17 protein-coding genes are annotated in these 21874 nt (G+C 70.3%); 7 read left to right on the forward strand and 10 right to left on the reverse strand.

Annotated features, from left to right (window positions below; translation table 11 throughout):
• Window positions 1-42: 42 nt before the first annotated feature.
• The 3 genes from G361_RS0132705 (at window position 43) to G361_RS0132715 (ending at window position 3924) form a co-directional block, all read left to right on the forward strand.
• On the forward strand, window positions 43-2298 hold the full coding sequence (locus G361_RS0132705; RefSeq protein ID WP_019931359.1) for an ABC transporter ATP-binding protein: 2256 nt from the start codon (window positions 43-45) through the stop codon (window positions 2296-2298).
• The gene (locus tag G361_RS0132710; protein ID WP_019931360.1) at window positions 2295-3032 is read left to right on the forward strand and encodes an energy-coupling factor transporter transmembrane protein EcfT; all 738 of its coding nucleotides are present in this window, start codon (window positions 2295-2297) and stop codon (window positions 3030-3032) included. Before G361_RS0132705 ends, G361_RS0132710 begins: the two co-directional genes overlap by 4 nt.
• 199 nt (window positions 3033-3231) lie before the next feature.
• On the forward strand, window positions 3232-3924 hold the full coding sequence (locus tag G361_RS0132715; protein ID WP_019931361.1) for an ammonium transporter: 693 nt from the start codon (window positions 3232-3234) through the stop codon (window positions 3922-3924).
• Between the two features lie 10 nt (window positions 3925-3934).
• Here G361_RS0132715 and G361_RS0132720 read toward each other — a convergent pair whose 3' ends face one another.
• Window positions 3935-6193, reverse strand: a complete 2259-nt coding sequence (locus G361_RS0132720) for an ATP-dependent DNA ligase (RefSeq protein ID WP_019931362.1) — start codon at window positions 6191-6193, stop codon at window positions 3935-3937.
• A gap of 82 nt (window positions 6194-6275) precedes the next feature.
• On the opposite strand from G361_RS0132720, the gene G361_RS0132725 reads away from it, so the two are divergent.
• The gene (locus tag G361_RS0132725; RefSeq protein ID WP_255359887.1) at window positions 6276-6617 is read left to right on the forward strand and encodes a Scr1 family TA system antitoxin-like transcriptional regulator; all 342 of its coding nucleotides are present in this window, start codon (window positions 6276-6278) and stop codon (window positions 6615-6617) included.
• Window positions 6618-6656: 39 nt separating this feature from the next.
• Window positions 6657-7016: a DUF397 domain-containing protein gene (locus G361_RS48750; RefSeq protein ID WP_196814709.1), complete on the forward strand. Its 360-nt coding sequence runs from the start codon at window positions 6657-6659 to the stop codon at window positions 7014-7016.
• Window positions 7017-7583: 567 nt separating this feature from the next.
• On the opposite strand, the gene G361_RS51965 is transcribed toward G361_RS48750, so the two are convergent.
• The 3 genes from G361_RS51965 to G361_RS0132745 form a co-directional block, all read right to left on the reverse strand.
• On the reverse strand, window positions 7584-8180 hold the full coding sequence (locus G361_RS51965) for an antitoxin (RefSeq protein ID WP_019931365.1): 597 nt from the start codon (window positions 8178-8180) through the stop codon (window positions 7584-7586).
• A gap of 54 nt (window positions 8181-8234) precedes the next feature.
• Entirely contained in the window at window positions 8235-9311 is a 1077-nt protein-coding gene (locus G361_RS0132740) for an MBL fold metallo-hydrolase (protein ID WP_231387213.1), read from the reverse strand.
• Window positions 9312-9418: 107 nt separating this feature from the next.
• The gene (locus G361_RS0132745; protein ID WP_019931367.1) at window positions 9419-10135 is read right to left on the reverse strand and encodes an enoyl-CoA hydratase; all 717 of its coding nucleotides are present in this window, start codon (window positions 10133-10135) and stop codon (window positions 9419-9421) included.
• Window positions 10136-10228: 93 nt separating this feature from the next.
• Between G361_RS0132745 and G361_RS0132750 the strand changes: the two genes are divergently transcribed.
• Window positions 10229-11365, forward strand: a complete 1137-nt coding sequence (locus G361_RS0132750) for an NAD(P)/FAD-dependent oxidoreductase (protein ID WP_019931368.1) — start codon at window positions 10229-10231, stop codon at window positions 11363-11365.
• A 5-nt stretch (window positions 11366-11370) separates the two neighbouring features.
• Here G361_RS0132750 and G361_RS0132755 read toward each other — a convergent pair whose 3' ends face one another.
• The 6 genes from G361_RS0132755 to G361_RS0132780 all read right to left on the reverse strand — a co-directional run bounded on the left by G361_RS0132755 (window position 11371) and on the right by G361_RS0132780 (window position 19334).
• Window positions 11371-12225, reverse strand: a complete 855-nt coding sequence (locus tag G361_RS0132755) for an aldo/keto reductase (protein ID WP_036496161.1) — start codon at window positions 12223-12225, stop codon at window positions 11371-11373.
• A gap of 60 nt (window positions 12226-12285) precedes the next feature.
• Window positions 12286-13797: a carboxyl transferase domain-containing protein gene (locus tag G361_RS0132760; RefSeq protein ID WP_019931370.1), complete on the reverse strand. Its 1512-nt coding sequence runs from the start codon at window positions 13795-13797 to the stop codon at window positions 12286-12288.
• Window positions 13798-13873: 76 nt separating this feature from the next.
• Window positions 13874-14476, reverse strand: a complete 603-nt coding sequence (locus G361_RS0132765) for an ATP/GTP-binding protein (protein ID WP_019931371.1) — start codon at window positions 14474-14476, stop codon at window positions 13874-13876.
• On the reverse strand, window positions 14457-14831 hold the full coding sequence (locus G361_RS0132770) for a DUF742 domain-containing protein (protein WP_026343780.1): 375 nt from the start codon (window positions 14829-14831) through the stop codon (window positions 14457-14459). Before G361_RS0132770 ends, G361_RS0132765 begins: the two co-directional genes overlap by 20 nt.
• A gap of 7 nt (window positions 14832-14838) precedes the next feature.
• A complete protein-coding gene (locus G361_RS0132775) occupies window positions 14839-15252 on the reverse strand; it encodes a roadblock/LC7 domain-containing protein (protein ID WP_011207200.1) in 414 nt (137 codons plus the stop codon).
• Window positions 15249-19334 carry a HAMP domain-containing sensor histidine kinase gene (locus tag G361_RS0132780; RefSeq protein WP_081635762.1) on the reverse strand — a complete coding sequence of 1362 codons (4086 nt, stop codon included), beginning with the start codon at window positions 19332-19334 and terminating at the stop codon, window positions 15249-15251. The genes G361_RS0132775 and G361_RS0132780 overlap by 4 nt, the downstream gene beginning before the upstream one ends.
• 319 nt (window positions 19335-19653) lie before the next feature.
• Here G361_RS0132780 and G361_RS0132785 point away from each other — a divergent pair, with 319 nt between their 5' ends.
• A complete protein-coding gene (locus G361_RS0132785; RefSeq protein WP_019931374.1) occupies window positions 19654-21732 on the forward strand; it encodes an AMP-binding protein in 2079 nt (692 codons plus the stop codon).
• The last annotated feature ends 142 nt before the right edge of the window (window positions 21733-21874 follow it).

Raw genomic sequence — 21874 nt, forward strand, 5'->3', positions numbered from 1 at the left:
GATGCCGGTCCGTACCGCGCGGCGACTGGCAGACTTGACGGCGTGACCGCAGTATCCCCGGTCGGCGACGGCCTGTCCCCCACGCACGGTGCGCTGCGCCCGATCGAGCTCGCCACCGCCGCGGTGCTCGGCGGAGTCACCGTCGGACTGGTGACCATCGGCTCGGTGATCCCGTTCGCTGCCGCGTTGCAGCTGGTCGCGGCCGTGCCGATGGGTCTGCTGGCCCAGCGCTACCGGCTGCGGGCGAGCCTGGCCGCCACCGTCTCGGCCACCCTGGTGACCTTCGTGGCCGCCGGGCTGGCGTCCGCGGGCACGGTGGTGTCGGCGGCGACCATCGGCGGGATCATCGGCACCGTGAAGCGCCGCGGCGGCGGCCTGGCGGCCGTGCTGGGGCTGTCGGTACTGGCCGGCGTCGGCTGGTCGCTGTTCGCGGTGGGCACGCTGCTGCTGTTCACCCAGTCGCGGGCGCTGCTGTTCGACAACATCCGCAACGCGTCGCGCGGGGTGGCCAACCTGGCCGCGCGGCAGCCCGCGCTGCGGCCGCTGGGCGACGATGTCGCGCGCCTCACCGATCTCGCGCTGCACTGGTGGTGGGTGCTGGTCGCGGCGAGCGTGCTCGGTGGCGTGCTGTCCGCCGCGGTGTTCTCCTGGTTCGTCCTCGGCCGGGTGCTGGACCGGCTGGAATGGCTGCCCGGCCGCGATCTGCTGGCCGCGCCGCCGGACGACCGGCCGATCGGCCCGCTGCCGGTCGCGCTGCACGACGTGTCGTTCCGCTATCCGGGCGCGCGCGCCGACGCGCTGTCCGGTATCGAGCTCACCGTGGACGTCGGCGAATTCGTGGCTGTGGTCGGGCACAACGGCTCCGGCAAGTCGACCCTGACCCGGGTGCTGGCCGGACGGCCGCCGACCACCGGCACGGTCGATCGGCCCGGTTCCGCGGGCCTGGGACTGCGCGGCGGTACCGCCCTGGTCCTGCAGCGCCCGGAGAGTCAGACCCTCGGCGTCCTCGTCGCCGACGACGTGGTGTGGGGGCTGCCACGGGAGGCCGCCGCGGACGTCGACATCGACGAGATGTTGCGCGAGGTCGGCCTCGGCGGGCTCGGCGGCCGCGAGACCGCGACCCTGTCCGGCGGGCAGCAGCAGCGGCTCGCCGTGGCCGCCGCGCTGGCCCGGCGACCGGTCCTGCTGATCGCCGACGAGGCGACGGCGATGATCGACCCGGAGGGCCGCCGCGAGTTGGTCGCCCTGCTGACCGAACTACCGCGGCGGCATGCGATGGCGGTGGTGCTGGTCACCCATCACGAGGCCGACGCCGCCGCGGCCGACCGGGTGGTCCACGTCGCCGGGGGCCGTCAGGTCGACCGCCTGCCCGCCTGGCCGCGGCCCTCGGTACGGCACCGATCGGCCCGGACCCCGACGGCGGCCGGCATCGTGCCGGGCGGCGGCGATCCGGGGCCGATCCCCGGATACGCCGGGCCCGCGGTCCGGCCGGCCGGGTTGCCGGTCGAGTATGCCGGGGCCGCAACCGGTTACGCCGGGGCGACCGGATACTCCGGTCCGCCGTTGCTGGAACTCAGCGAAGTCCGGCACACCTACGATCGCGAAACTCCTTGGGCCGCACCGGCTCTGCACGGTGTCGACCTGGTCGTGCAGCGGGGTGAGGCCGTCCTGGTGGTGGGTGGCAACGGGTCCGGCAAGTCGACGCTGGCCTGGATCATGGCCGGGCTGGTCGTGCCGACCTCCGGTAGTTGTGTGCTGCACGGCACCGGCGGATCGCAGCCGGTGCACCGGCGGATCGGCGCGGTGGAGCTGGCCTTCCAGCATTCCCGGCTGCAGTTGCAGCGGCAGACCGTCGGCTCGGAGATCGCGGCGTGGGGGCGCGGCACCGGATCGGGAGCGGTCGGGCGCGCGCTGGACGCGGTCGGCCTGGATCGGTCACTGGCCTCGCGCTCGGTGGAGGAACTGTCCGGCGGACAGGCCAAACGCGTGGTGCTCGCGGCGATCGTGGCCGCGCGCCCGCAACTGCTGGTCCTGGACGAACCGCTGGCCGGGCTGGACCCGCAGGGCCGCACCGAGGTGGTGGAACTGCTCGCCCGCCTGCGGGATTCCGGTCTCACCCTGATCGTGATCTCCCACGACATCGAGGACGCCGCGATGCTCTGCGATCGCACCGTCCACCTGGAATCCGGCCGCATCCTGGAGACCACGGCCACCGCCGCACCCGCCGTGGCGGCCGCGGCACACCCGGCCTGGACCACACCCCTGCACCGGCCCGACGCACTCGGAGGTCCACGATGAGCGCGGTGATCCTGCGCGAGGTACCCGTCGACAGCCCGGTACATCGGCTGTGGGCCGGTACCAAGATGATCGCCGCGTTCGCGGTCGGCGTGCTGCTGATGTTCCTGCCCGGCTGGCCGGTGCTCGGCGTGATGGTGGCCTTCCTGATCGCGACGGGCCTGGCGGCGCGGCTGCCGCTGGGCACCCTGCCCCGGCTGCCCTGGTGGTTCTGGGCGCTGCTGGCGGCCGGGGCGCTGATCAACGTCCCGGTCGGCAGCGCGGCCGTGGTGCGTTATGTGCAGGTGCTGATCTTCGGGCTGGTGCTGCTGGCCACCTCGTTCCTGATCGCCTGGACCACCCCGATGGGCGATATCGCGCCCGCGCTGGCCACCCTCGGCGCGCCGCTGCGCAAACTGCGCCTGCCCGTGGACGAATGGGCCGTGGTGGTCGCGCTGACCCTGCGCGGATTGCCGCTGCTGCTCGACGAGATGCGCATCCTGCGGGCCGCGCGCCGGCTGCGGCCGCGGGAGAATCTGCTGCAACGGGCCACCGACAATCCGCTGATCGACATCCTCACCGCCGCGATGGCCGTATCCACCCGTCGCGCCGGGGAACTCGGCGAGGCCATCACCGCCCGCGGCGGCACCGGACAGCTCACCGCCCGGCCGAACGCGCCCGGCCGCGCCGATGTGATCGCGCTGGCGATGGTGGCCGCGGCGTGCGTGGCCGCGGTGGCCCTCGATCTGCTGATGTGATCATCGATTCTTCGAGTTCGCACGCGATTTCGGACGCTCCACATTTGTGAAACGTGTACGGTTATCTTGATGGGTCCGGCCGCGGCCACCGGGCACGGCGGGAAAGAAACCAGAGGGTGAGCACAGCAGGGGAATCCCGCGCGCCCGGGACACACCCGGCTCGTCACTTCACCACCTGATGAAGATTGGAATACCCGCAATGAAATTGCGCACCTTCACCACGGCGGCGGTGCCGGTCGCCGTGGCCGTCGCCCTCGGGTCGGGCACGGTTCACGCAGATCCGGTCGCGCCCCCGGAATCCACCGTGCAGACCGCGCCGGCCACGCCCGCGGCACCGGTCGCACCGGATGTGCACTATCGGATCGCCCTGAAGGACAACGTCATCGAGACCGCCCTCGACAGCGGAACCTTCCGGGTGGCCGGCGATCAACGCACGGTCGACATCCTCGACGCGGCCGGCGGCACCCTGGTGACCCTGCCACTGTCGTTCCGCCAGGACGGGCTGGAATACCAACTGCCGCACCGGATCAGCGACGACGGCCGGACCCTCGGGCTGACCGCCGTCAAGGACGCCGCGACGGCCCGGCCGGCCCCGGTGGCCGCGACCCCGGTGGCCTCCGCACTGGAGAACGAGCGCGCGCTCGACGCGTTCAACACCCAGCTCAGCGTCGCGACCGGGATCGGGACCCTGCTCGGCACCGCACTCGGCGCCGTCGCGGGTCTGATCGGCATCGTGGGCGGCGTCACCGTGGTCGCCAGCGTGATCACCGGCGCCACCCTGGGCGGCATCATCGGCACCCTGGTCGTCGGTGGTCCCGCACTGATGATCGCGGGTATCGATCTCGCCGGCACGTTCATCGCGCCGGCCGGCACCACCAAGTGGCAGCGCTGATCCGGCGCCGCTAATCCGAGGCGGGAATCCAGGCCGGGTGCCACAGGCGCCCGGCCTCGGTCCAGTTCATGTACCGCACGGTGCCGGTGACCTTCGGGGTCACCCAGACCGCGTCCTTGCGCTCCACGGCGGTGAGCTCGTTGTCGAACGGGACGGTCCGGCGCTCCAGGCGGCGCAGCCGCGCCGCCAGATCGGCCATCTCCCGCTCGTCGAATCCGGTGCCGACCCGGCCCACGTAGTACAGCCGGTCCGCGTGCCACACCCCGATCAGCAACGAGGCGAACGGCCGCGCGGTACTGCGCCGCCAGCCGCCGACCACCACCTGCTGGGTACGCCAGTTGCGGGTCTTGATCCAGGACTGGCCGCGCCGGCCCGGCAGATAGACGCTGTCGTGCCGTTTGGCGACGACCCCCTCCAGATCGTGTTCCTGGCTGTAGCGCAACGCATCCGCGCCGGACCCGTCCAGCCGCGGCGGCACCACCAGCGACGGCGCCCGCGCGGCCAGCGCCTCCAGCACCCGCCGCCGATCCGAATACCGCTTGCGCAGCAGCGAGGTTCCGTCCAGATACAGCAGATCGAAGGCGACGAACACCGCCCGCGCCGCATCCGCTTGCAGCAGGCCGAGATTCGCCGCCCCGTGATCGTCGAACACCACCGCCTCACCGTCGAGGACGACGCGGTGCCCGGACAGTTCCTGTCCCAGCCGCGCCAGCCGCGGATAGCGGCCGGTGACGACGTTGCCCGCGCGGCTGTGCAGAGTGACCGCGCCATCGGCGATCTCGGCGATCAGCCGGAAACCGTCCCATTTCGTCTCGAAGGCCCATTCGGCGGCGTCGAGACCGGAGACGTCACCCGCGGTCGCGAGCATCGGCGACAGGCCGCGCGGCATCGGCGCGGATCGGCCGGTCGTATCCTTCGAAACCGATTGTCCGGCATCACTTTCCGGCTTCATCAGATGCATGAGCCACTGGTTGCCGTTCGTCCGGATGAGCGCGTACCGCCCGTCGAGCCGGGTGCCGCGCAGCCGGACGATGACCTCGTCCTCACGCCACTTCTCCGTCTCGTAGGTGCCGGAATCCCAGATCGTCATCTCGCCACCGCCGTACTCACCCTTCGGGATCGCACCGTGGAAGTCGAGATATTCCAGCGGATGGTCCTCGGTGTGCACGGCCAGGCGATTCTCCCCGGTGGAGGTCGGCGGCCCCTTCGGCACCGCCCAGGACACCAGCACCCCGCCGCGCTCCAGCCGCAGATCCCAATGCAGGCGGCGGGCATGATGCTCCTGGATGACGAACCGGTCGCCGGAGCCGCTCGGCGGCGGCTCGGACGGCACCGGCTCCGGGGTCCGGGCCGGATCCCGCATCGACCGATAGGTGGACAACGCGTCCGGAACCCGTTCCGGCAGTGGCGGATCCAGCCCGGCGAGCAGATCGCCGCCGGTGCGCCAGCGGGCAAGCACCTCCTCGAAACCCAACTGCCGCAGGTCTTTCGGCTGTTCGATCTCGTCCCAGGAGCGCGGCGCCGCCACCGCCGGCCGCTCCCGGCCGCGCAGCGAGTACGGCGCGATGGTGGTCTTGGCCGGATTGTTCTGACTCCAGTCCAGGAAGACCCGGCCCGGCCGCGCGGATTTCGACATCGTGGCGGTGACCAGCTCGGGGTGCAGCCGCTCGAGTCCCGCGGCCACCTGCTTCGCCACCGTGGAGGCGCCGTGCCCGGTGAGCGTCCGATCCAGCGGAACGTAGACGTGAATTCCCTTGCTGCCACTGGTGACCGGATACGCGTCCAGTCCGACATCACGCACCGTATCGCGAATCGACAACGCCACCACCGCACACTCGGCCAGCCCCACCCCGGGCCCCGGATCCAGATCGAACACCAGCCGCGTCGCCGGCCCGCGCTCCTCCCCATCGAAACGCCATTGCGGCACATGGATTTCCAGCGCCGCCTGCTGCCCGATCCAGGCCAGCCCCGCAACCGAGTCGAGCAGCGGATAGGTCACCCGCCGATCCGAATGGTCCACCGACCGCCGCGGCAACCACTTGGGCGCGTGCGCGGGCAGATTCTTCTCGAAGAACGACGGCTCCGCGACCCCGTTCGGCCACCGCTTCCGAGTGACCGCCCGCTGCGCGACATGCGGCAACAGAGCAGGCGCGATCTCGGTGAAATAGTCGACAACCTGCCCCTTGGTGGTACCGGTGGCGGGGTACAGCACCTTGTCGAGGTTGGTCAGCTCAACCTCGACACCCCCGAATTCACGACGGGAGACCATGGTCGCAGTGTAAGTGCCGGCACCGACAACCCGGTCCGAACGGCGCTGGTCAGTCGAGGTCGCGGCTTCGTTCCCGGCGAGGATGATTTGTCCCACCTCGTCGGTGATCCCGCGCTCCTCACTGGTGTGTGCGACACTACGTCACGTCGCCACAACAATCGAACGACTCGAGTCAACTCTCAGTTTCCGAGTGCTTCCGTTCACCAGCCACGCAGGGGCGATCCGCGCATACGCCCCCTTCCTTATTTTTTATTTCGCCCGCCCCGCTCTGCCGGCGCTTGCCTGGTCCGAGACACCCGCTTATGGCGAGTTGATCGAAGATCAGGAACGAACACGAAACCTGAAAGCCGTCTTTGGTCAACTCCAAGCGGAATCGCTCGACCAGGACCAATCCCTGAATTTCATCAAGCAACTCATAGATTAGAAGAAATGTCAGATGAGCAAGGACTGCAACAGTACAGGCATGACCGCGCCACGTTGGTTCAAGGCGATACGATCAGGCAACATGAACTGCGTCGAGATCGCCTTCACGCCGGAAGCAACGCTCATCCGTGACAGCAAATATCTGCGCAATCCCGCCAACGATCCGGACCAGCAACCGATACTCCGCATTGCCACGGCACAATGGCCAACATTCCTCACTGCGGTGCAGTATCGCACCACTGCGGGCACCGATGGCCTTCCCAGCATCGCTTACAGTGCAACCGGCAATGTCTCGCTTTCTGACGGCACAGATACTTTGACCTATACGCTCCACGAATGGGAGGCATTCTCCACTGGAGTGCTCACCGGAGAATTCGATCGCGCGGCGGTTGCTGTCTAACACAATTACGACCGGTCGGACGGGTGCCAGGGAGGGCCTGGTAGCTCTGCTTTTGTCAGACAACGACGTATTCCCTGACAAGTCCCGGATCCCGGTCCTCGGCGGCACGGGTGATACATCGCCACCGACTCGCTGGCCTCGGCGGCAAGCCGCCACTCTGGTTCGGCTTCGACCGAGTCGCGATGACCCGTCAGCAGCCCTGGGAGCAGCAGGGGAACGGCGAAGTTCAGGTTCGGTTCAGCTGACTCCTCGCGGTCCGCGAAGACCCGGAGCAGTAGCGTGCTGGTCACCAACTCGGCGATCTCTTAGCGGGACGGGATACGCCGCGGTAGTGACGCCTTGGTCCGTGCGGAACGTTGGGCCCTGTTGCCGTGCAGGACAGCGAAGTTCATGATCATCGACCCTCACCGCACGTGGTTCGGCAATCAGCCGCCGGTCCCCCAGCAACCCCGCGCTGTCGTCCAGCTACCTGATCCCGGGGCCGACTACCGGGTGGCATCGCCGCGGCAGGCGCTCACCAGAGCTGAGCGGTCCTCGGTCTCGAGGGCCGCTCAGCTCCAGCGGGTCTTATTCCTTCGGCTGCTCGGCGGCGGCGGGTTCCTCGGGAGCGGCCTCCGCGGATTCGGTGGTGGATTCCGCGGCCGGGGCAGGTACCTCGGTGAGAGGTTCGCCGATTGCGGACTCGGGAACCACCGCCTCGGCGGGTGCCGGCTCGGCGGCGGGTGTTTCGGGTTCCACGCCCGGTGCGGGCACCGCGACCGGGGGCTCGCCGATCGCGGACTCCGGGACCACTGCCTCGGCCACGGGGGGCTCGGTTTCCGCGGGCGGTTCGGTGGCTGCCGGTTCGGCCGGTTCCGGCTCGGCGGCAGCGGCGGTCTCCGGGGAGACCGCCGCCTCCTCCGCAGCCGGGGGCTCCGGCGCGGCCGCCGGTGCGGCGGCCTCGGTCTCGGGTGCGGAGTCGGATTCCGGGGCCGCGGGGACCTCGGGGATCACGCTCTTGACCGCGTCGGTACCCTTCTCGATCTTGTCGGTGTACTTGCCGCCGGTCTTCTCGTCGATGAATCCGCCCGCCTTGTCGACGGCCTCGTGAATCTTGTCGGCGTTGTCGGCGGCGAGTTCCTTGCCCCGGCCAACCAATCCCTTGAGCGTATCGATCAGACCCATCGGACCCTGCACTCTCTTCGCTTGTTGATACTGCTGCGGCGGTGCCGCCTGTCGTTACTGCGGCGGCGATGCCGCACTGCGGACATTTTCCCACCAGGGGTCCTGCGGTGGCAGCGCATTGGGATCGATCCGCTCACCGGGAATCGGCACGGCGACCGGGGTTCCCGCGGCGCGGGCCGCGGACACCAGCCGGCGCACCGGTTCCGCCCACTCGTGGAAGGCCAGATTGAAGGTGGCCCAGTGGATCGGCACCAGCAGGCCGTGGCCCGGATCGCCGCCGCACACGTCGGCGTGCGCCCGCACCGCCTCCTCCGGATTCATGTGCACATCCGGCCAGTGCACGTCGTATGCGCCGATCGGCAGCAGGGTCAGATCGAACGGTCCCTCGGTGGCGCCGATCTCCGCGAACGCGCTCGTGTACCCGGTGTCGCCGCCGAAGTACACCCGCCGCGACGGGCCCCGGACGATCCACGACGCCCACAGCGTCGTGTTGCGGGTCAGCCCGCGACCGGAGAAGTGCCGGGCCTGACCGCAGGTCAGCACCAGGTCGCCGGAATCGTGCGCGCGACCCAGGGCAGCCAGCGAAACCGAAGCGCCCCAATCCAATTCGATGATCCGCCGATCCGGCACCTGCCAGCCGCGCAGATGTGCGCCGATGCCGAGCGGCACCACGAACGGGGCGTCGTGGCCCTCGACCAGGCCGCGCACGGTCTCGCGGTCCAGGTGGTCGTAGTGGTCGTGCGAGATGACGATCGCGTCCAGCGGCGGCAGTTCCGTCAGCGGCACCGGGACCGGATGCAGCCGGGCGGGCCCGACCAGCGTCGACGGCGACACCCGCTCGCTCCACACCGGATCGGTGAGAATGCGATAGCCGTCCACCTCGAGCAGCGCCGAGGCGTGGCCGTACCAGGTGACGGCCAGCTCGGCGGCCCGATCCGGGACCTGCGGCACGGCCAGTGGGATCACACCCGGCGGCCGCCCGGCACCCTGCCGGGTCAGCGCCGAGAACAGCAGCGAGACCATCGAACCGGGCCGGACCTGGACGCTCGGCTCGGTGTTGTGGAACTGGCGATTGCGATAGCCCACCGCACCCGTGGCGACCGGCGCGATCGCGGCGGCGGAGGCGCCCATCGCGGACGGGATCTCCCACACCGCCCGGACCACCCAGGTCAGGCCCGCCACACCGGCAGCCGCGAGCCCGATCCTCCGCACCGCCGCAAGCGGTCGACGCACGCCACTCATCGGCCCACGAACTTCGGCGCTCGCTTCTCTCGGCGCGCCACCATCGCCTCCTCGGCGTCGGCGCTCTCCCAGGCCGCGCGTAACGCCGCGGCCTGTTCCGGCGTCTCGGCGCCGTCGTCGTTGAGCACCATCTTCAGGTGACGCAGCGACAGCGGCGCCAGCGCCGCGATCTGCTTCGCCCAGGCCAGCGCGTCCACGGGGGTACCGATCCGGTTGGCGTAGCCGAAGTTGTAGGCGTCGGTCGCGGGGATCAGCTCCGCGCCGAGCAGCATGGTCCGGGCCGGACCGCCGCCGATCAGTGCGGCGAGCCGCCGGACGGTCCAATTGTCCAGCGACACACCCAGTTTCGCGGCCGGGATACCGACGAAGGCATCCGGGCTCAGCACCCGCAGATCGGAGGCCAGCGTCAGCTGCACACCCGCGCCCAGCGCACCGCCGTGGATCGCGGAGATCACCGGCACGGGCGCGTTCTCGACCGCCTGCAGCGTCGCCATCAGCGCGCGCAGGAACCGTTCCGAATGCGCCCCGTCGAGATCGGCGCCGGCGCAGAAGATCGGCCCGGCGCCGGTGAGCACGATCACCCGGGAATCGGCCGCGGCGGTCGTCACCGCCTCGTGCAGCGCGCCCACCAACTCCTCGTCGAGGGCGTTGCGGCGCTGCGGGCGCTGCAGTTCGATGGTGACCACGTCCCCATCGCGGCTCACACCCAGCATGGTTCGGACCTCCCCGGTCGTGCGACGAGCATTGTCGCCTTCACTGTAGGGGGCCGACGGTTGCCCGGCCGCACCCGACGCACCAGCGGTACTGTGACGCTGGTGACCACTGCCGACGTCGACATCCTCGTGATCGGCGCGGGCCAGGCCGGACTCTCGGCGGGGTACCACCTGCGCCGGCTCGGGCTGCGGCCCGAACGGGACTTCCTGATCGTCGACCACGCACCCGGACCGGGCGGGGCCTGGCAGTTCCGCTGGCCGTCGCTGACACTGACCACCGTGAACCGCGTCCACGATCTGCCGGGGATGTCGTTCGCGGAGACCCTGCCGGCCGATACCGCCGACGTCCCCGCCGCCACCGCCGTACCGCACTATTTCGCGCTGTACGAGAAGCGTTTCGAACTCGCCGTGCGCCGGCCGGTCTCGGTGCGGGTGGTGTGCGATCGGGCCACACCCGCCACCTGCCCGGCCGGCGAGGCCGACGGTCTGCTGCACGCCGAGACCGGCCCGGACGCACCCGCGACGACCCTGCGCGTGCGCGGTCTGATCAACGCCACCGGCACCTGGGAGAAGCCGTTCGTCCCGTACTACCCGGGCGCCGAGACCTTCGCCGGGCGGCAACTGCACGCACACGACTACCGGACGGCGGCGGAGTTCGCGGGTGCGCACGTCGTCGTGGTCGGTGCGGGGATCTCGGCGATCCAGCTGCTCGACGAGATCTCGCAGGTGACCACCACGACCTGGGTGTCGCGCACCGAACCGCGCTGGCGCGAGACCCCGTTCACCCCGGACGACGGCCGGCGCGCGGTCGCGCTCGTGGAGGACCGCGTGCGCCGCGGCCTGCCCCCGCGCTCGGTGGTGTCGGTGACCGGACTACCGGTGGACGACCGGGTGCGGGCGGCCCGGGCGCGCGGCGCGTTGCAGTGGCATCCGGTGTTCCGGCGCATCGAACCCGACGGCGTGCGGTGGGCGGACGGCGCCTTCCAGCCCGCGCAGGTGATCCTGTGGGCCACCGGATTCCGCAGCGCGCTGGACCATCTCGCGCCGCTGCGGTTGCGCGGGCCCGGCGGCGGCATCACCATGACCGGGCGGCTGGCCACCCGGGTCGCCGCGGACCCCCGCATCCATCTGCTCGGCTACGGCCCCTCGGCCAGCACGATCGGCGCCAACCGCGCCGGCCGGGCCGCCGCGGTCGAACTCACCGAATATCTGGGCCTGCCCGGCCGCTGAGCGGACTACACCAGGCCGAGGGTGAACTCGTCCGGGTCGGGACCGATGCGGGTGGCGGTGTCCAGTTCGTTGATGCGCCGCATCTGGTCGGTGGTCAGTTCGAAGGCGAAGACGTCGAAGTTCTCCTCGATCCGCGAGGGGGTGACCGACTTCGGGATCACGATATTGCCCAGCTGCAGATGCCAGCGGATGATCACCTGCGCCGGCGTGCGGCCGGTCTGCTCCGCGATCTCGACGACGGTCGCGTTCTTCAATTCGTTGCCCTGACCGAGCGGACTCCACGCCTCGGTGGCGACGCCGTGCTCGGCGTGGAAGCCGCGCAGTTTCACCTGGGACAGGCTCGGATGCAACTCGATCTGGTTCACGGCGGGGGTTTCGCCGGTCTCGTCGATGAGCCGTTGCAGATGGTCGGCGGTGAAATTGGAGACGCCGATCGAACCGATCCGGTTCTGCGCCTTCAGCGCCTGGAAGGCCCGGAAGGTGTCGACGAATCGGTTCGCCTGCGCCGCCGGCCAGTGGATCAGGTACAGGTCCAGGTACTCCAGGCCCAGCTCGCCCATGCTCTTGTCGAAGGCGCGCAACGTGGAGTCGTAGCCCTGATCGGAATTCCACAGCTTGGTGGTGACGAAGACCTCGTCGCGCGGCACCCCGGATTCCCGGATGGCACGGCCGACCTCGGCCTCGTTCCCGTACGCCGCGGCGGTATCGATGCTGCGATACCCCACCTCGAGGGCCGTGGCGACGGTGGCGTACGCCTCCTCGCTGGCCACCTGCCACACCCCGAAACCCAGCTGGGGAATGACGTTTCCGTCGTTGAGGACGACGGTCGGCACAGTGTTGCTTGCGCTACTGAAGGTCACTGTTCCGACCGTAGAAGCGGTTTCCGGACCCGTCAACGACATGCCCGGGTGTGTTCGAGCTCACTGTGGCGGCAATCCGAGCCGGCGGTACCGCGCCCGGCGGTCCGCCCGCAGCTGCTCCGGCGATCGATCGCGCAGTTCGCCGAGGGTCGCGGCGATCGCGGCGACCATCCGCTGCGCGAAGGCGTCGGGTTCGGCGGCGGCGTTCGGATATTCGCCGACGATCCGGTCCACGATCCCGTCGGCGCGCAGGTCGTGCGCGCGGATACGTTGTGCGGCAGCGAGTTCCGGTGCGTGCGCGGTGTCCCGGTACACGATGGCGCTGGCGCCCTCCGGCGGCAGCGGCGCCAGCCAGGCGTGCGCGGCGGCCAGGACCCGGTCGGCGGGCAGCAGGGCCAGCGCGCCGCCGCCGGTGCCCTGGCCCAGCAGCACCGAGACCGTCGGGGTGTCCAGGGTGACCAGATCGGCCAGGCAGCGCGCGATCTCCGGCGCCAGGCCGCGTTCCTCGGCCTCGCGGGACAGCGACGCGCCGGCGGTATCGATCACCAGTACCAGCGGCAACCGCAGTTCCGCCGCGAGGTGCATACTGCGCCGCGCCTCCCGTAATGCCGCCGGGCCCATGGTGTTCTCGCGGGTCTGACCGCTGCGGTCGTGCCCGAACACCACGCACGACCGGCCGTGGAAGCGGGCCAGCGCGTGCACGACGGTCCGGTCGGCCTCGCCTTGTCCGGTGCCCGACAACGGAACTCGGTCGGTGGCCCGGCGCAGCAGCTGCCGCAGCCCCGGCCGGTCCGGGCGGCGGGACAGCACCACCGACGTCCAGGCCGGCGAAACCGATTCGGCCGCAGCGGTTTCCAGCGCCTCGGCGGCGGGATCGGAATTCGGCTCCGGCACAGCCGATTCCGTGCCGTACACCACGTTCAGCACGCGGTGCGCGATGCGGCGGAACACCGGAATCGGCAGCACGCCGTCGATCACGCCGGAGCGGTACAGATTCTCGGCAGTCTGTACGCCCGCCGGGAACGAATGACCGTAGAGCGCCTCGTACACCCTCGGCCCGAGGAAGCCGATCAGGGCGCCCGGCTCGGCGAACGTCATGTGCCCCAGCGAACCCCACGACGCGAAGACACCGCCCATGGTCGGATCGCGCAGGTACACCAGATAGGGATGGCCCGCCGCCTTGTGCGCGGCCACCGCACCGGCGATCTTCACCATCTGCACGAAGGCGATCGTGCCCTCCTGCATCCGGGTGCCACCCGAGGTCGGCGATGCCAGCAACGGCAGACCCCGTTCGGTGGCGCGCTCGACCGCCGTCACGACCAGTTCGGCCGCCGCGACTCCGATCGAACCCGCGAGAAAGCCGAACTCGCAGGCGATCACGGCCACCGGCCGCCCACGCAGCAGTCCCTCGCCGGTCAGCACGGCCTCGTCGACGCCCGCTCGCGCGGCCGCCGCCCGTAGCTCCGCCCGATATGCCGGGTTCGCGGCGACCTCGAGGGGCGGCCGGTCCCAGCTCACGAAGGAACCCGGGTCGAGGAGGTCGTCCAGCAGCTGCCGCGCCGAGATCTTCACGCGGCGAGCGTAACCGACCACCCGTTCTCGACCGGGATCGTGAGTCCGGCGGCCCGGTCCGCGACCGGTTGCCGGCTCAGTACCCCTGAACGACCTTGCGCAGTGCGTATTCGGTGACCGAGACCAGTGCCTGCTTCACGGGCTCGCGGCGGCGTGCGTCCAGCGACATGATCGGCACATCGGCCGGCACCGCGAGCGCCTGCCGGATGTCCTCCAGCGGGTACCGCGGTGCGTCGTCGAACTCGTTGATCGCCACGAGGAACGGTAGGGACCGCGCCTCGAAGTAGTCGACCGCCGCGAAACTGTCCTCCAGCCTGCGGGTGTCGACCAGCACCACCGCGCCGATGGCGCCGCGGATCAGGTCGTCCCACATGAACCAGAAGCGGTACTGGCCCGGCGTGCCGAACAGATACAGCACCAGATCGTCGGCCAGGCTGATCCGGCCGAAGTCCATGGCCACCGTGGTGGTGGCCTTGGTCGGAACGGCTGCCAGGCTGTCGACGCCGACACTGGCATTGGTCACCAATGCCTCGGTGCGCAACGGAACGATTTCCGAAACGGCACCGACGAGAGTGGTCTTACCCACACCGAAGCCACCGGCGACCACGATCTTCGCCGAGGTTGGCTTACTGGTGCGGGTATCGACCGAGGACGTCGAATCATATACGCCGGAGTCCACTGAGAACCCTTTCGATCAGCTCGCGACGTTCGTCGTCGCTGGAATCGTCTTTCAATGTCGCCGAAACCCGCACATGGCCGGCTTCGATCAGGTCGGCGACCAATACCCGTGCCACCCCGATCGGCATGCCCAGTCGGGCAGCCACTTCCGCGACCGACGGCGATTCTCTGCACAACTCCACGATCGACGTCTCGATGTTGGTGAGCTCGAACTGCCGCTCCAGGGCGACCGGATGCGATGCGACGAGCGCCTCCAATGCCAACTCGACCGTCGGCCTGGTCCGGCCGGCGGTCAAGGAGTAAGGGCGGACGAGGCTCGGCTCGGCGCTTCCCACGCGTTGGTTGTTTATGTCCATCCCACCGTCAGGAACCCATCGTGACGCGAGGTGTCGCTTGGACCGTCTGGCCCACTCGCTCGACCAACAAGGCCATTTCGTATCCCACCTGGCCGATATCGCAGGACGTGTTCGTCAGCACGGCCAGGTAGGAACCGTCTCCGACTGCCATCAGCAGCAGGTAGCCGTGTTCCATCTCGACCACCGACTGCAGTACCGTGCCGCCCTCGAAGAGGTTGGACACGCCCACCGACAGGCTGGCGAGTCCCGCGGTCACCGCGGACAGCTGTTCGGCGCGGTCGACGGGCAACTGCGCGCTCGCGGCCATCAGCAGACCGTCCGCCGAAACCAGCACGGCGTGAGCGACGCCCGGAACCTCGTTGGCGAAGTTCGAAACCAGCCAATCCAGCTGACGGTTCGTACCACCTAGATCGGGGTTCATCGGTCTCCTTTATCTCCGGTTAGGTTCATTGCTCTCATTGCGCGGCCATCCCGGACGCCCTGCTGGTGACGACTCAGACTTGACCTGATGGATTCTGGATCGCGGTTGGTCGACGCGTCGGTGTTTCCGGTGACTCCACCGGGAACCAGTCGGTTACCCGGATCGCGCTGGGGCAACCCGGCCGCCGTCCGTCGCTCCGACTGCGACTCCACCGCATGGCGTGCCGCCTGCCAGCCCTCGTCACCCGGTGATTCGAAGGAAGCGGCCACCTGGGACCGGTCCGCATTCGGATCCTGTAGCCAGGCGGACATCATCTCCGCGAAGATCGGCGTACCGCCGATGATCGGATCCGATTCCGCGGTCGGCTGCAACCGGGTCTGGAAGAAGGAGGCGGTCTTCTGGGTGTTGGCCCGGAAGCTGTGCCGGCCGCGGTCGCGTCCCTCGCCGTCGCCGTCACCGGCGTCGTCGAGTCGCTCCGCCGCCGGCGGGCGTAGGCCCGGCGTCGGCTCCGGCCGCGGGGGTAGTCCCGCGCCGGGCTGCCGGCGCGGTAGGCCGGTGGGTAGTCCACCGGACGAATCACGCTGCGGCAGACCGTTGTCCGGCGCCTCGCGCCGGGGCAGGCCGTTGCCCTCACCCGGCGCCCGCAACGGCAGGCCACCGGTCCCGGTGTCGCCGCGCTGCGGCAGACCGCCGGGCTGACGCTGCGGCAGACCGTGTGAACCGGTGTCCCGCTGCGGCAGACCGTGTGAACCGGTGTCCCGCTGTGGGAGGCCGTGCGAACCGGTATCCCGCTGCGGCAGGCGGGTCGCGCCCGTATCGCGTTGCGGCAGACCGGTTTCCCGCTGCGGCAGGCCCGTGGCGCCGGTATCCCGCTGCGGCAGACCGGTCGGACCCGGTTCCCGTCGCTGCAGGCCGTGCGCGCCGGTATCCCGCTGCGGGAAGCCCGTCGCACCCGGATCACGCGTCGGCAGACCGGACGGACCGGCATCCCGCTGGGGCAGACCGGTATTCGGATCACGCACCGGCATACCGGGAGAGGTCGGCTCACGACGCGGCAGCCCACCGGACTGCGCATCCCGAGTCGGCAGACCCGGCGCGGCCGGCGGCACACCCGCACTACCCGGATCCCGCTGCGGCAGACCCGTATTCGGATCACGCACCGGCATACCGGGGGAGGTCGGCTCACGGCGCGGCAGCCCACCGGACTGCGCATCCCGCGTCGGCAAGCCCGGCGCGGCCGGCGGCACACCCGCACTACCCGGATCCCGCTGCGGCAGACCCGTATTCGGATCACGCACCGGCATACCCGGGGAGGTCGGCTCACGGCGCGGCAACCCACCGGACTGCGCATCCCGCGTCGGCAGACCCGGCGCGGCCGGCGGCGCACCGGCGCCGCTCGGATCCCGCGGCGGCAGACCGGAACCCGGCCGTTGCGGCAGACCGCTACCCGGCGCACCCGGGGCGCGCGGCGGCAGTCCGGTCGCACCGGCATCGCGCTGCGGCAGACCGCTCGGAGCGGACGACGGACCCGCGGGCCGCTGGGACAGTCCGGTCTCGCGCTGCGGCAGCCCGTTGGCGCCCGGCTGCCGCTGCGGCAGGCCGGTCGGCCCGGACGGCGGCGGCCCCGCCGGTCGCGGCTGACCCGGGACGGCGCCCGGCTGCTGCCGCTTGAGCATGTTGGCCGCCAGGCCCGGCTGCGGCTGCGGCGCACCCGTACCGCCCGGACGCTGCGGCAGGCCGGTACCGGGCTGCGGCTGGGGCGCCTGCGGACCGTTCGCACCCGGATCCCGTTGCGGCAGTCCGGGACTGCGGAGATTGGGGTCGGATACGGTGTGCCGCACGGTCGGGCCGTTGGTACCCGGCTGGCGCTGCGGCAGGCCACCGGCCGCCGCCGCGTTGCCCGGCTGCCGCTGCGGCAGCGGACCGCTCGGCGGTGCGGACTGCGGCGCGGTGCCGTTGGGGCCCTGCGGTCCGGCGGTGCCGTTGATCCCGGCGGTGCCGTTGGCGGCGACCGTCCGATCGCCCCCGGTCGGAATCCCGCCGCTGGCGTTGGGATCGACCGTCACCATCATGTTGCCGCTGGGCGTCCGGGTGACGGCCCGCATCTGCATCGAGGACGGGCCGTTGGCCCGCTGCGGTCCGGTGGGCTGGACCGGATTGTTCGGCTGGCTCGGCGTCGGCGCCGGAACCGTGATCATGCCACCCGGCGGCGCGACGATGAGCACCTTGGGCACATGCACCGTCACAGTGACGCCGGGGTCGCGGGCCGTGTCGAAGGTCGGCCGCAGGCGCACGGTGAGCCCGTGCCGCTCGGCGAGCCGGCCCACCACGAACAGGCCCATGTGCCGCGCGGTGTCGGAACCGACCTCGGCGGTGGTCTCGAGCCGGCGGTTGATCTCGGCCATCTCGGCCGGCGGCATACCGATACCGCGGTCGGCGACCTCGATGAGCACGCCCTGATCGTGCGCCTGCGCGAAGGTGAACTTGACGTCGGTCTCCGGCGGCGAGGCGCGCAGCGCGTTGTCGAGCAGCTCGGCGAACAGGTGTGCGAGGTCGGAGGCCGCCGGTTCGGTGATGGCGCCGCGCGGGGTGGCGCCCAGCTTCACCCGTTCGTAGTCCTCGACCTCGGAGATCGCGGCACGCAGCACGTCGGCGACCTCGACCGGGGCGGACTTGGTCCGGCGCTGCCGGGTACCGGCCAGAATCAGCAGGTTGTCGCCGTTACGGCGCATACGGGCGGCGAGGTGGTCCAGCCGGAAGAGGTTCTCCAGCAGGCGGGGATCCTTCTCGTCGTACTCCATCGCCTCGATCAGCGAGAGCTGATGGTCGACCAGCGACTTCGACCGGCGGGCCAGCGTCTCGAACATGTCGTTGACCTGGGTACGCATCGCGGCCTGGTCGGCCGCCAGGCGCAGCGCCTGACCGTGGATGTCGTCGACCGCGCGGGCCAGCTGGCCGATCTCCTCGTCGGTGTGCACCGGCATCGGTTCCAGCGGCACGTCCTCGGGGCTGGCGCCGTCGCGCAGGCGCGACACCTCGTGCCCGAGGTCGTGCTCGGCGACGCGCAGCGCGGCGAGGCGCAGCTTGCGCAGCGGGACGATCATCGAGCGGGCGATGACCACGGCGAGCAGCAACGCGGCGAGGATGGTCGTGATGACGATCGCCGAGTACCGGATCGCGCCGGACTGCGAATCGCCCGCGAGGGTGTTCACCCGCGAGGTGATGTCGGCGGTCGACCGGTCGACGATCTTCTGGTAGTTCGCGAGGCTGGTCTCCGAGGACTCCTTCATGTCCTGGATCGGCACCTGGCCGGAGGCGACCTGCGGGCCGGTGGCCAGGGTCTGCCGGTTGTCGGCCTCGGCGATCAGTCCGGTGATGGTCGCGTCGCCGTCGGGGAACCGGTGGGCCAGCACGGTCAGCATCTGCCGCTCGGTGGCGAGCGAGGCCAGATAGTCGCGCAACCCGTCCTTGGGATTGCCGCGCAGCGCGACGGCCATCGCGGCGCTCTGGGTCACCAGGGCCGCGCGGGTGTTCAGCGAGTCGACCAGTTGCAGCTTCGCGGCCTCGACGCTCGGATCCGCGATGGCGGAGACGATGGCCTCCACCGTCTTGACGCTGCCCTGCCGGATGCTCTCCTCTTGATTGAGCGCGTCCGGCACGCTCTTCGCCGGCGTCTTCCCGGCCGCCCGCACCTGTTTGGCGCCGGTGATCATGGCGTCGAGCGTGGCCCGCCCACCGGACACACCGTCCAGTTTGGGTTCGGCCTTGACGGCGGCCTCGATGGCGGCGTCCAGCTTGGCGAGATCGGCGTCGTCGACCACCGACTGGGTGCCGATCTGGACCATCTGCGAGGCGGCGATGGTGCCGGCGGCGGCGGACAGCCCGGTAACCGCCGGAATCGCCTCGACCTGGGAGACCGAGGAGTTCAGGTGACTCGAGTCACCGAACTCCGACGCGATCCGGGATGCTCCGAGTACCACCGCCACCAGCAGGGGCACGGCCAGGACGGCCGTCACCTTCCAGCGCAGGTCCCAGTTGCCGAGCGCCCAACGCTTCGTACCGGGCCTAGCGGCGTCACGCATCTCCACTCACTTTCCAAACTGGCCCCAGCCATGCGCCATGAGCGAGCCTCCGCGATCGCACGCTGGGCTCGACAGTCAGAGCTGGCCGAGAACTGCGGCTGGCCGAGAAAATTGCGTCCATGACGGCCGATATATGTGGCATGCGATTCTAACGGATCAATAACTTCTTGTGTGACTACTTGGCCTTCACCGGCCATCAACCAGCCCATTCTGGACAAAATCAAAGGTCGCGGCGTCCGCCCGGACGTCGCGTGAAGTCTGCCACAATCAGGCTGATCTATCGAGGCGGGCATCAGAGGCGAGGCAGGGAGTCACAGGGTTGAACGCGAAGCAGGAGTACCGGCCCGCCTACCAAACGAGCCTGGTCGATCCCTCGGACTTCTGGCGCGCTGCGGCCGAGGCTGTCAGCTGGGATGTTCCGCCCAACCAGATCCTCGACGCCACGGCCCGACCGACCGCTCGGTGGTTTCCCGATGCCCGCCTGAACACCTCCTACAACGCACTCGATCGTCATGTGCGCGATATCACACCGGAAGAGGGCTCGACGCAAGTCGAAGCGTCCCAACCGGACTCGGCCGGCCGCCCCACAGCTGCGGGGGGTCGCGCACACCAGCCGGCCCTAATCTATGACTCGGCCATGACCGGCGCCAGTCGAACCTACACATATGCCGAATTGCTCGCGGAGGTAGCACAGTTCGCCGGCGCGATGCTGCGGCTGGGGGTGCGGACCGGCGACCGGGTGGTCATCTATCTCCCGATGATCCCGGAGGCCGTGGTCGCGATGCTGGCCTGCGCCCGGATCGGCGCGGTGCACTCGGTGGTCTTCGGCGGATTCGCCGCCCATGAACTGGCCGCCCGCATCGACGATGCCCAGCCCACCCTGATCGTCACCGCCTCCGGTGGCCTGGAGCCGGGCCGCCAGGTCGAGTACCCGCCGATCGTGCTGCAGGCCCTGGACCTGACCAAGACCGCCGCCCCCCACCACGTGGTGGTCAAGCAGCGCGAGGGCTTCCCGGTGATCCGCTTCGCCGCCCCGCAGCCCGCCACCGGGAATTTGCCGGACTCCTCGGAAACCGTTGCGGCGCAATGGCTGGACTGGGAGGACATGATCCGCGACGCGGAGCCCGCCGACCCGGTCCCGGTGGCCGCGACGGATCCGCTGTACATCCTCTACACCTCCGGCACGACCGGCCGCCCGAAGGGCGTGATCCGCGACAACGGCGGCCACGCGGTGGCGCTGACCTGGTCCATGCGCAACATCTACGACGTCGGACCGGGACAGGTGATGCTCACCACCTCCGATATCGGCTGGGTGGTGGGTCACTCCTACATCGTCTACGCGCCGCTGCTCGCCGGCGCGACCACCGTCCTGTTCGAGGGCAAACCGGTCGGTACGCCGGATTCGGCCACCTACTGGCGGCTGGTCGAGAAGTACGGCGTGCATGTGATGTTCACCGCTCCCACCGCCCTGCGGGCCATCCGCCGCATCGATCCCGACGCCGACCTCGCCCGCGAACACGACCTCTCCTCGCTGCGCGCCCTGTTCTGCGCCGGCGAGCGCCTGGATCCCCCCACCTACGACTGGGTCCGCGACGTCCTGCTCGCCGGCCACCCGGACACCCCGGTGGTCGACCACTGGTGGCAGACCGAGACCGGCTGGCCGATCTGCGCGGATCCCATAGGCCTGCAAGAACTTCCGATCAAGCCCGGTTCCGCCTCGGTCCCCGTCCCCGGCTACCGCCTGCGCGTCCTGGACTACGAGGGCCGCGCCGTGCCGCCCGGCACCGAGGGCAACATCGTGATCGGCCTCCCGATGCCCCCCGGCACCCTGACCGGCCTGTGGGGCGACGACGAACGCTTCGCCCGCTCCTACCTCTCGGCCTACCCCGGCCACTACCTCACCGGCGACTCCGGCTACTTCGACGAGGACGGCTACCTCTTCGTCCTGGGCCGCAGCGACGATGTGATCAACATGGCCGGCCACCGCCTGTCCGCCGGCGGTATCGAGGCGGCCGTGGCCGGCCACGACGCGATCGCCGAATGCGCCGTGATCGGCGTCCCCGACGAACTCAAGGGCCAGCGGCCGATCGCGTACGTGGTCCTGAAGACGGCCGCCGACATCACCCCCGACCGACTCCGCGACGAGGTCATCGCAAGGGTCCGCGACCAGATCGGCGCCATCGCCACCCTCCACGACGTGGTGATCGTGCAGGCCCTCCCGAAAACCCGCTCCGGCAAGATCCTCCGCCGCACGATGCGCCAGATCGCCGCCGACGAGGCCTGGGAAATGCCCGCCACCATCGAGGATCCGGCCGTCCTCCTCGCCTTCGAGGACCAGATCCTCACCTCCCGGGGCACTCCCCACCCGGACCAGGCACCCGACAACACCCCCTCCTGACCGCCTCGGGGCAGGCCCTCTCCGGCACAGGTCGCCGGAGCCGCCCACCTCGGACGAATTGATCGGCCACACCGCTTTTCACGCCGCATCGGCACGGGCCCAGCGCAGCGGGTCCCCCGGAATCCGCTGTGTAGATGGCATA

Origin of the sequence: Nocardia sp. BMG111209, assembly GCF_000381925.1 — a bacterium.
Taxonomy (GTDB): Bacteria; Actinomycetota; Actinomycetes; order Mycobacteriales; family Mycobacteriaceae; genus Nocardia.